The organism is Hyphomicrobium sp., assembly GCF_036833075.1.
Lineage (GTDB): Bacteria > Pseudomonadota > Alphaproteobacteria > Rhizobiales > Hyphomicrobiaceae > Hyphomicrobium_C.
Map to the genome: position 1 here is coordinate 1 of NZ_DAITQL010000122.1, position 9,724 is coordinate 9,724.

Sequence of the window (9,724 nt, forward strand, 5' to 3'; positions counted from 1 at the left end):
CCGCCGCCGCGGCGACATCGCCCGCAGTGGGGCCCGGCGTATCACTGCCAGCCATGGGCGCAAATGTCGCGAGACTGACCGGATCCCGGCCGAGCGTCTCGGCGATACGGTTGGCCTGCGCGACGAACGCCTCCATCCAGGGCGCGGGACCATTGGCAGCCTCCAGCCGGGCAATCAGCAGATCATGGGCCTCTGCGCTGTCGCCCGCCTGATCGAGCGCGACGGCCTCGTAATAGGTGGCCGCCGGATTGGACGGATCCATCTTGCGGGCCTTCGCGATGGCGTTGCGGGCCGCGGGCGTCACGATCCCGTCATCTGCGGCGATCATCGCCTCGGCGTATTGCGACAGGACGGCTGAACCGGCATCGGGGCGCTCGGTCACATTCTCCATGGCGGATACCGCATCGCTGTAGCGGCCCATGCGCATGTAGGTCTGGCCAAGCAACATCCACCCTTCCGTCGGGCCACCATTCGGATCGCTCTGCAGGCGCGTCAACAAACGCTCTGTCAACTCGGTGATTTCGATCTGTTGGTTTCGCTCCGCGGCGCGCTCGGCGAACGCGAGGCTCGGCATGTCGGGCGATCCCAGTTGCAGGTAGAGCGCGGCTGCCGCCACAGGGACCGTCAAGGCGGTCGCCAACACCACGACGCTGCCAGACCGACGCTGCCTGGCCGGTTCCGGGCGTTGGTCTTGCCGTTCCTGCGACAGGATGCGCCGTTTGATCTCGATCCGGGCAGCGCGGGCTTCGTCCTGCGAGATCAGGCCGCGTTCGGCATCGGCGTCCACCTCTCGCAGCTGATCGGCGAGGATCGAAACGGATCCTTCGGTCCGACCGGAAACCGTCGATCCGAACGACCGCAACGGAAGCAACAGGAATAGTGTTGCAACCAGCGCCAGGGACGCGAAGATAATCCAGAGCATCACGACACGTCCCTTTCACTCTGTGCCAGCAGTTCGGAAACCCGGCGCTCCTCTTCGTCGCTCAGGCCCGCGGTCGCCTTGTTCCGGCGCGACCTGGCAAGGACCGCGATCACGCCGCCGGCCCCGACCAGAACGAGCACGAACGGCGTCAGCCAAAGAGCGTAGGTTTCCGGTTTGAAAGGCGGTTTCAACAGAACAAAATCGCCGTAGCGGGCCTGGATATAGTCCAGCACCTGCTGGTCGGTGTCGCCGGCCACCAGCCTTTCGCGGACAAGCAGCCGCAGGTCGCGCGCAACGCCCGCGTTCGAGCTGTCGATGTCCTGGTTCTGACAGACCACACAGCGCAGATCCTTTGAAATCTCTCTCGCCCGCGCCTCCAGGACCGGGTCGGCCAGCATCTCGTCGGGTTCGACAGCATGGGACGCAAGCGGCAGGGCGATCAGGATCAGGACGGTCAGCACAACAATTCGGATCATGTTCCCGCTCCTGTCGCGGCGCGCGCCTGCGCGAGAGCGGTCGCGAATTTCTCTTCCGCCTCGGATCCGACGACCGGGCCGACATAGCGGTAGAGAACAGTGCCGTCGCCAGAGACGATGAATGTTTCCGGCACGCCCGAAATGCCCCACTCGATCCCCGCCCGACCGTTCAGGTCCGACCCGATCCGTTCATAGGGGTTGCCCAGTTCTTCCAGCCAGGCGCGGGCGTCTTCGGGCTTGTCCTTGTAGTTGATCCCCATGAGCCGCACGCCGTCGCGTTCGACCATACGCGTGAGGATCGCATGCTCGGCGCGGCAGGGGACGCACCAGGAGGCGAAGACATTGACCACGACCGGGGCGGTATTGTCCGTCAGGTCCGCCCGCGACAGGCCGGGCACGCCCACGCCATCTACCGGTGCCAGATCGAATTCCGGCGCGGGCTGAGAGATCAGGACCGACGGGATTGCGTTCGGGTCGCGGTCGGGGTTGAGACCCCATAGAAAGAAACCGCCGACGATCAGCGCGATCAGGATGGGGAGTGCGGCGAGGGTTCGGGTCATGGCCTATTCCGCCGGGGTTGCTTGCGGTTTCGGAGTGACTGCGCGGCGCGGTGCGCCGACCCGCAAGCGCCTGTCGGAAAGCGACAGGCCGCCGCCCAGCACCAGAAGCGCCGATCCAATCCAGATGAAGTTGACGAGCGGCTCGTAGAGGATCCGCAAGGTCCAGGCCCCCGATTGCGCCGCACCTTCCGCGGCCGGTTGGGCCAGCGAGGCATAGAGATCGCCCGCCAGCGTCGAGCGGATGGCCGACTCGGTGGTCGTACTCTGGGCCACCGGATAGGAACGGCGCTCGGGGTAGAGCGTCGTGACGAACGCACCGTCGCGCGTGACCACCAGCGTGCCGCGGTCGGCGACGTAGTTCGGACCCTGCACCCGCTCGACACCGTCGAAGCGCACGTCGAACCCGGCGATTGCAATCTCGGAGCCAGGCTGAACGAAAACGATCTCTTCGGATTTCCAGGCGCTCGACCCGACGAAGCCGAAGACGGCGACGGCGAGACCAGCATGGGCCAGCGTCATGCCGTGGGCCGCACGGGGCAGGTTGCGCGCCCGCCGGATGGCCTGCGCGAACGGCACATCGAAGAGCCTGATCCGCGTTGCCCATTCCCGCAGCGTCGCCAGAAGAAGCCAGGTGGCAATCGCGATCGACAGATACGCCAAGGCGGGTCCACCCTCGGTCAGGTACCAGACCGCAAGTGCGGCCAGCCCTGATAGCAGCGCGACGAAACGGAGGCGCTGGAACACCCCCTTCAGGTCAGCGCGTTTCCACGACAGGAACGGACCGACGCCCATGATTGCCAGCAACGGCAGCATGATCGGTATGAAGGAGGCGTTGAAGAACGGTGGTCCGACCGAGATCTTCTGATCGGCCAGGGCCTCGGTGAACAGCGGATAGAGCGTGCCGACCAGCACGGTTCCCGTGGCCACGACCAGCAGCAGGTTGTTGATCAAGAGGCCCCCCTCGCGGCTGATCGGCGCGAAGAGGCCGCCCCCCTCCATCGACGGTGCGCGCCAGGCATAGAGCGCGAGCGAGCCGCCGATGGACAGCCCCAGCAGGCCGAGGATGTAAAGCCCGCGTTCCGGATCGACCGCGAAGGCATGAACCGACGTCAAGAGGCCGGAGCGGACGATGAACGTGCCCAGCAGCGACAGCGAGAATGTCAGGATGGCCAGCAGGATCGTCCAGCTTTTGAAGGCATCGCGCTTTTCGGTGACGATGGCCGAATGCAACAGCGCCGTGCCCAGAAGCCATGGCATGAAGCTGACGTTCTCGACCGGGTCCCAGAACCACCAACCGCCCCAGCCCAGTTCGTAATAGGCCCACCAGGATCCGAGCGCGATGCCCGCCGTCAGGCTCATCCACGCCGCCAGTGTCCACGGTCTGACCCAGCGTGCCCAGGCGGCATCCACGCGCCCTTCCAGCAGCGCGGCGACGGCGAAGGAGAAGACGATCGAGAACCCGACATACCCGAAATAGAGAAGCGGCGGATGCATCGCCAGCCCGACATCCTGCAGCAGCGGATTGAGGTCGTTGCCATCCGGAGGCGGCGGAAACACGCGCTCGAACGGGTTGGAGGTCAGCAGCAGGAAGGACAGGAAACCGGTGCTGATCCAAGCCTGCACCGACAGGGTCCGCGCCTTCAGCGCATCGGGAATGTTCGTTCCGAGCAAGGCGACCCCTGCGCCGAAAGCAGCAAGGATCAGCACCCAGAGCAGCAGAGAGCCCTCATGGCTGCCCCAGGTGCCGGCGATCTTGAACAACATCGGCTTGAGTGAATGCGAGTTCTCGACGACGTTCGCCACAGTGAAATCGCTGACCATGAAGGATCGCATGAGGGCCGCGAACGCGATCCCGATGAATAGCAGCTGAGCAAGCGCCGATGTCCGCGCACTCCGCATCCAGACCAGATCGCCGCGCGAGGCGCCGAGGATCGGCAGAACGCTCTGCACCAGGGCAATTGCCAGCGCCAGTGCCAGCGCAAATTGTCCGATTTCAGGTATCATGTCGATTCCTCGGTAGTGCTCACGATTATCGCGCCCATGCGGCCTTCCCGGACTGGAAGGTCAAGCCCGGTATCCAGCCCCGGCGTCACATTTCCGTTAGCGGCCTTATTTGCACTTTCCGGTCTCCAATTTGGCGCGTCGCCGCTCGAAATCGTCGTGCGGTTTGGTCGACTGCATTTGTGACGGCGGGTGGAACGGATGGCGCGACGTGGCGAGGTAATGACCAGACCAAGAACATGGCGATCCTGCATCCCGCCGCGGTAGTGAAAGATTCGTGCGGCCAGAGATCCGGCAGCGATTATCGCGCGGATTGCTGTCGGCACTGGGTGTTCCTGCAAGCGTCGGTCATGGTCTCATCCTGTGATCTGCTTTTGGAAAGACGGGCACCAAGTGCCCGCCACGGATCGCATCGCCCGGCCTACGGCATAGGGGCGAACTGGTGCGCCCTACTGTCGGTCTCAATCGTCTGGCGAAGTTCCAGCGTCTCGGGATCGAGAACCCACAGTTCCGGCTTGCCTGCGCTGCTCACCAGCAAGGCATCCTCTATGCGCGCCATGTGGTAAGGTTCAGGTCCGACATTGACTTCCAGGCGTTCACCGGTTGACCGGTCGACACGCACCACGAGATTGCGTTCACGCGCGCTCGACCAGATAGCATCCTGATCAACCGCTACGCCATGCAATTCACCACCAATGTCGAACGTGTCGAGGGTCTCGCCGCTGTCGGCATCCATGATGGAGACGATCCCGTTGTCGGCTTCGCTGACAATCAGTTGACGGGCATCGGCATCGAGATGGATGTGCTTGGGCGGCCCCTGCAGCTTGAAATTTCGCGTCACGATCCCGTCCTCCGGGTCAAACACACTGATCGTTGCGTTGCCGGCGTTGGAAACGAGGAAATTGCCGGTCTTCGGATCGGCGACCGCATACTCCGGAATCGGACCGGTAGCGACCGTCGCGGTGACCTGGCCACTTTCGAGATCGACTACCGAAACGGCATCCAGGCTGGGGTGGGTCACGGCGGCAAACCGTTCATCCGATGAAATCCCGACATGGTGAACGATGCCCGGCACCTCGATCCGGCGCAGAATCTCGCGACTGTCAGCGTCAACCAGTGTTACCAGACTTGCCGCATCCGGCTTGGCCGTGTCCCCGCCCCCGTGATGGGCGTCGTGATCCCCCTCGGAGACGGCGGCCGGCTTGGCCACATCACCGGGCATGGATTCCGACAGGCTGCCGGCCACCAGTATGCCCCGTTCGGGCGCATCGGCGAGGCCGTGAACGTTGTCGAGCCCTTCGATGCGACCCATCTCGTTAAAGGATCGATCCAGATGAAGCACTGTTCCAAGTTCGCCTTCGGGGATGTAGACGTCGGCAATCGCGGCGCTGCCGGTCATCAAGACCGCACCGAGTGTCAGGGTCGTGATGCGCATGATATACTTCCTTTCATAGGTATAATCTCGTCTGTCACCAACGTACCGATCGGCTCGGGACCATCAATTGAGGCACGCCGCCTTTCGTGTAAGCGTCTGTCGCAATAGCCGGAGCCCGTTACGGTCCGAGACAATTTTTTCGGCAGATTGGCGGGCAAACATCGATGTCCCGGATGACGCCGCCTCCGACCGGCACTTTCATCACAGGTCCGGTTCCGCAAAATTCACCGTTTTGGGGCCTCCAGCTTGGCCAGCCGCCGCTCGAACTCGTCCTCGTCGATTTCGCCGCGGGCATAGCGTTCGCGAAGGACATCCGTCGCACTCTGACCAGTTCCAGTGTCGGAGCGGTTGGAAAAGCCGCGAACCGCAAGAAAAATCAGGGCAATGATGAGCGCCCAGAAGAACACCATCATCAGGCCTCCAAAGATACCGTGCCCACCCCACATCATGTGGCCGGAGCCATCGTAGATATCGGCCATGCCCGGCGTTGCGACGAAGAGGAGCGATCCTGCAGAGATGACTGAGCCGTTGAGTTTCATGTCGTTGTCCTTTCCTGTTTCAGGGGTTCCGGTCCCAGCGGCAGCGTCACGGTCGCCACGAGGCCGCCTTCTGCCCGGTTGGTGAGGCCAATGTCCCCGCCATGCGCCCGGACGATCGTCCGGGCGATGGACAGTCCAAGTCCGGTGCCGCCGGTCTCTCTCGAGCGGGATTTCTCAAGCCTGAAATAGGGCTCGAAGACCTGTTCAAGCTCGCCGTCCGGTATACCGGGGCCATTGTCAGCGACGCGGATAATGACGTGGTCGTCCTCGCGCCCATAGCTGACATCGACCTTTCCGCCATAGCGCTCGGCATTGTCGATGAGGTTGCGCAGCGCGCGCCGGACCGATTGCGGCCGCAGGCGCAGATGCATAGCCTCGCCCTCCTGCAAAGCAAAACTGTCCAGCATGTCGGCGCGGAGTTGACCGAGAAACGCGCCTATTTCGACGGTCTCGTAGTCTTCCGAGCTTGCGATCCCGCGCGCGAAGGAAAGAGTGGAGTCCACCATTTCCTGCATCTCCTCGATCGAGGCTACGAGGCTGTCGCGCGTTTCCCGCTCGTCGACCATTTCCGAGCGGACGCGGAGTGCCGTGAGAGGCGAGCGCAGATCATGTCCAAGGGCCGCGAGAAGTCGTGTCCGGTCGGCGAGGAAACGGGTCAGCCTGTCCTGCATCCGGTTGAACGTGCGCGTCAGATCGCGCACCTCTGATGGCCCTATCAAGGGCAGCGGACTGACATTTTCGCCGCGCCCGAGGCGGTCGGCGGCATGGGATACGCGCAAGAGCGGACCGGTCAGGCGGGTCAGAAGGAACCAGCAAGCGGCGACAAGAATGAGGGCGGCCGTGATCCCGAAGCTGACGAAAGACGCCCAGGGCCATTGCAATGGCGGGCGTTCGAACCGCGTGCCGACATTGAGCCACTGTCCGCCCGTCAAGGCGATGGACAGCTGCATTTCGATGGCCGACAGATCGCCCCGCATCATCGCCAGGTGCATTTCGGCCATCTCGGGCGCCATGTGCGGCATCGGCAGGATGCCGTGATCGACCTCGTGGACCTCCACGCGTATTTCGCGGTTGTCCTTTGCGCCGAGGAGGCCGCGCACTCTTGCTTCGACAGCACCGCTGTCGGCGTGTGTGTCGTGGTCGACGGTCGGGGTATCCGACACGTCAAAACGCACCAGCGGTGAATTGGCCGCCCGCAGGATGGCCGGTTCCAGCGTTGCCGGCGCTTCCTCGATCAACCGCGCGACGTTTGCCGCCCGCCCCGCCGCCTCGAACCCGAGCGCGGCGCGCACGGCCAGGCTTCGCTCGTCAACGAACAGCCAGAGGCTGACCGCCTGCGCGGCCGCGAGCGCGGCGATGATCAACAGGACCAGCTGCCCGCGCAAGCTGTCGAAGAAGCGCAGCATCAGTCCAGCTCCGTCACATCGGCTGCCAGACAATATCCGCCACCGCGCACGGTCGTTATCAATCGGGGCCTCGACGGATCTGCCTCGATCTTTCTGCGCAGACGGCTGATCTGATTGTCGATCGTCCGGTCGAGCGGGGGGGCCGCGCGGCCCGCCGTGAGGTCGAGAAGCTGATCACGATTGAGGACGATACGGGGCCTTTCGAGTAGGACGACCAGGAGCTTGAGTTCCGAGCCGGTGAGATCGACCTTCGCACCGCTCTCATCAGTCAGCAAGCGGCTGTCGGCATCGAGGGTCCACTGCGCGAATGCGATGCGTCTTCCCGACAGTTTGCCGGCATAGGTCTCCGGTTGCGACGAGCGCCGCAGGATGGCCTTGATCCGCGCGAGCAGCTCGCGGGGATTGAACGGTTTGGCAAGGTAGTCGTCTGCCCCAATTTCCAGCCCGACGATGCGATCCGTCTCTTCGCCGAGCGCCGTCAGCATCAGGATCGGAACGTCACCTTTCGCCGACAGGCGGCGGCAGACCGACAGCCCGTCTTCGCCGGGCATCATGACGTCCAGAACGATCAGATCGAACTGCCCTTTTGCGAGCTTGGCATCCATCTCGACCGCATCTCGCGCCGAGGTTGCGCGCAGGCCGTTTTTCTCCAGGTATCGGGTAACGGAGTCGCGGATTTCGCGGTGATCGTCCACGACGAGGATATGGGGCTGATCGTTCATGATCTTCCTTCTAGCGATTGCCGCATGGGTTTCCCGAAGAGAATTGTCAGGAAATGTAACAAAGGCGGCGCTTGCGACATGGCGATACAATTTCGTTGTTTCCCGGCATTCTCTCACGACTTAACGCTGCCATATGAAGTCTATCGAAACCAAAGCACGAGGAAATCACGATGACCCGCAAGACCCTGCTCGCAGCGACCGTTTTGGCCGCAACTGCAATCGGAGGAGTCGCGATCGCGGACTCCAATCACGGACACGGGGGTAAATCCAGCCCGAACGACCGCGCTGGCATGATGCAGGGCGGCTCCGGCATGATGGGCATGATGCAGCGCATGCACGGCCAGATGATGGGCGGCGGCGGCATGATGGGCGGAATGGGTCCGGGCGGCGGCATGATGCAGATGTTCGACGCCGACGGTGATGGCACGGTGACGCCCGAGGAAATGCGCGCCGGACTGCAGGCCAAGCTGACCGAATACGACAGCGACGGTGACGGCACCCTGTCTATCGGGGAATTCGAGGCACTGCACAGCGCGATGATCCGCGAGATGATGGTGGATCGCTTCCAGCATCTGGATGCCGATGGCGACGGCGCCATCACAGCCGAAGAAATGGCGGCGCCGGCCGACAAGATGGAGCGCATGCAGAAGATGCGCGACGCAATGGGGCAGTTGCAGCCCGGCGAGAGCCCCGGCATGGGCGACGGCGACATGATGAACAACGATTGAGCGCTTTCGGGCGTCGGCCTATGGGCCGACGCTCGTATCCGGCACCGAGGCACGGTTTGCGAAACGGTGCTGACTTTCCCCTGCTTTGACGGAGGCAGACCGCATGAGCTTTGAAATGATGAGTGTTTGGCTGGTTCTCGCAACAACTGCGATCCTGTGGGACCGCCTCAAACCGATCAAGCAGCCGCTCGAATAACCGAAGGAGATGGAAATGACTTATACCTATGACCGCGCGCTCACGGGCGTCAGCCTCGACGACGCGGAAATGCGCGTCCGCGCCGCCCTGGCGGATCGGGGTTTCGGTGTTCTGACCGAAATCGACGTCAAGACGACGATGAAGGAAAAGATCGACGTCGACATGGACGGCTATCGCATCCTTGGCGCCTGCAATCCGCAGATGGCCCACAAGGCCATCGGGATCGAGCCGCGCGTGGGCGCGATGCTGCCGTGCAACGTCATCCTGCGCGAAACGGACGGCGGCACCGAGATCAGTGCCATCGATCCGGTGGCGTCCATGCAGGCCATCGACAACGACCAGCTCCACGAAGTCGCGGGCGAGGTTCGTGACATGATGCGCGAGGCCGTCGACGCGGCGTGATCGCCTCCTCTTGACCTTCCCCTTACCGGAAGGCGCATGCGTTGGGGAAACGGCCACTGACGGCACTGGTTGGGGGACAAGGCAGTATGGGGACCGACAGGATCCAGGAAACAGAGACTTGTCGCTCTGCCGGACTGTTCAGCGTCGTCATCCCTATTTGCGCTCTATGTCCCGTGATGCTGACATGAGCCCACTCGTTTTCGGGCGAGCCGTACGATTGATCGTCGGCGCGCTGCTGGTTGTCGGCATCATCGCGCTGGCTCTGGGTCCGCTCGCCAACACCATCGAAAGCTTCGATGGCGAGAGAATCTCCGGCTGGGTCGCGGCCGCGGGGATA

The 9,724-nt window shown here is 63.2% G+C and carries 10 protein-coding genes; 2 read left to right on the top strand and 8 right to left on the bottom strand.

What is annotated here, in order from left to right; translation table 11 throughout:
* From ccmI to V7082_RS20490, 8 genes are all read right to left on the bottom strand, one after another.
* A partial coding sequence (gene ccmI, locus V7082_RS20455; protein WP_334151445.1) for a c-type cytochrome biogenesis protein CcmI occupies window positions 1-922 on the bottom strand: 922 nt, incomplete at its 3' end.
* Window positions 922-1,383 (bottom strand): cytochrome c-type biogenesis protein, encoded by a 462-nt coding sequence (locus tag V7082_RS20460; RefSeq protein WP_442909833.1) that lies wholly within the window; start codon window positions 1,381-1,383, stop codon window positions 922-924. The genes ccmI and V7082_RS20460, both read right to left, overlap by 1 nt.
* Window positions 1,384-1,394: 11 nt before the next feature.
* Entirely contained in the window at window positions 1,395-1,958 is a 564-nt protein-coding gene (locus V7082_RS20465) for a DsbE family thiol:disulfide interchange protein (protein WP_334151448.1), read from the bottom strand.
* A gap of 3 nt (window positions 1,959-1,961) precedes the next feature.
* Window positions 1,962-3,962 carry a heme lyase CcmF/NrfE family subunit gene (locus V7082_RS20470; RefSeq protein ID WP_334151449.1) on the bottom strand — a complete coding sequence of 667 codons (2,001 nt, stop codon included), beginning with the start codon at window positions 3,960-3,962 and terminating at the stop codon, window positions 1,962-1,964.
* Window positions 3,963-4,380: 418 nt separating this feature from the next.
* Entirely contained in the window at window positions 4,381-5,394 is a 1,014-nt protein-coding gene (locus V7082_RS20475) for a YncE family protein (protein WP_334151451.1), read from the bottom strand.
* Between the two features lie 224 nt (window positions 5,395-5,618).
* Window positions 5,619-5,933 carry an SHOCT domain-containing protein gene (locus tag V7082_RS20480; RefSeq protein WP_334151453.1) on the bottom strand — a complete coding sequence of 105 codons (315 nt, stop codon included), beginning with the start codon at window positions 5,931-5,933 and terminating at the stop codon, window positions 5,619-5,621.
* Window positions 5,930-7,339, bottom strand: coding sequence for an ATP-binding protein (locus V7082_RS20485; protein ID WP_334151454.1), 1,410 nt, complete (start codon window positions 7,337-7,339; stop codon window positions 5,930-5,932). The genes V7082_RS20480 and V7082_RS20485 overlap by 4 nt, the downstream gene beginning before the upstream one ends.
* The gene (locus tag V7082_RS20490) at window positions 7,339-8,061 is read right to left on the bottom strand and encodes a response regulator (protein WP_334151456.1); all 723 of its coding nucleotides are present in this window, start codon (window positions 8,059-8,061) and stop codon (window positions 7,339-7,341) included. Before V7082_RS20490 ends, V7082_RS20485 begins: the two co-directional genes overlap by 1 nt.
* A gap of 170 nt (window positions 8,062-8,231) precedes the next feature.
* On the opposite strand from V7082_RS20490, the gene V7082_RS20495 reads away from it, so the two are divergent.
* Window positions 8,232-8,789 carry an EF-hand domain-containing protein gene (locus tag V7082_RS20495; RefSeq protein ID WP_334151458.1) on the top strand — a complete coding sequence of 186 codons (558 nt, stop codon included), beginning with the start codon at window positions 8,232-8,234 and terminating at the stop codon, window positions 8,787-8,789.
* 211 nt (window positions 8,790-9,000) lie between these two features.
* Entirely contained in the window at window positions 9,001-9,387 is a 387-nt protein-coding gene (locus tag V7082_RS20500; protein ID WP_334151459.1) for a DUF302 domain-containing protein, read from the top strand.
* Window positions 9,388-9,724 lie beyond the last annotated feature (337 nt).

Excerpts from the sequence above, each read along its gene's own strand:
- V7082_RS20500 (WP_334151459.1), top strand. The coding sequence starts at position 9,001 with ATGACTTATACCTATGACCGCGCGCTCACGGGCGTCAGCCTCGACGAC.
- V7082_RS20475 (WP_334151451.1), bottom strand. The coding sequence starts at position 5,394 with ATGCGCATCACGACCCTGACACTCGGTGCGGTCTTGATGACCGGCAGC.
- V7082_RS20495 (WP_334151458.1), top strand. The coding sequence starts at position 8,232 with ATGACCCGCAAGACCCTGCTCGCAGCGACCGTTTTGGCCGCAACTGCA.
- V7082_RS20480 (WP_334151453.1), bottom strand. The coding sequence starts at position 5,933 with ATGAAACTCAACGGCTCAGTCATCTCTGCAGGATCGCTCCTCTTCGTC.
- V7082_RS20490 (WP_334151456.1), bottom strand. The coding sequence starts at position 8,061 with ATGAACGATCAGCCCCATATCCTCGTCGTGGACGATCACCGCGAAATC.
- V7082_RS20485 (WP_334151454.1), bottom strand. The coding sequence starts at position 7,339 with ATGCTGCGCTTCTTCGACAGCTTGCGCGGGCAGCTGGTCCTGTTGATC.
- V7082_RS20465 (WP_334151448.1), bottom strand. The coding sequence starts at position 1,958 with ATGACCCGAACCCTCGCCGCACTCCCCATCCTGATCGCGCTGATCGTC.
- V7082_RS20470 (WP_334151449.1), bottom strand. The coding sequence starts at position 3,962 with ATGATACCTGAAATCGGACAATTTGCGCTGGCACTGGCGCTGGCAATT.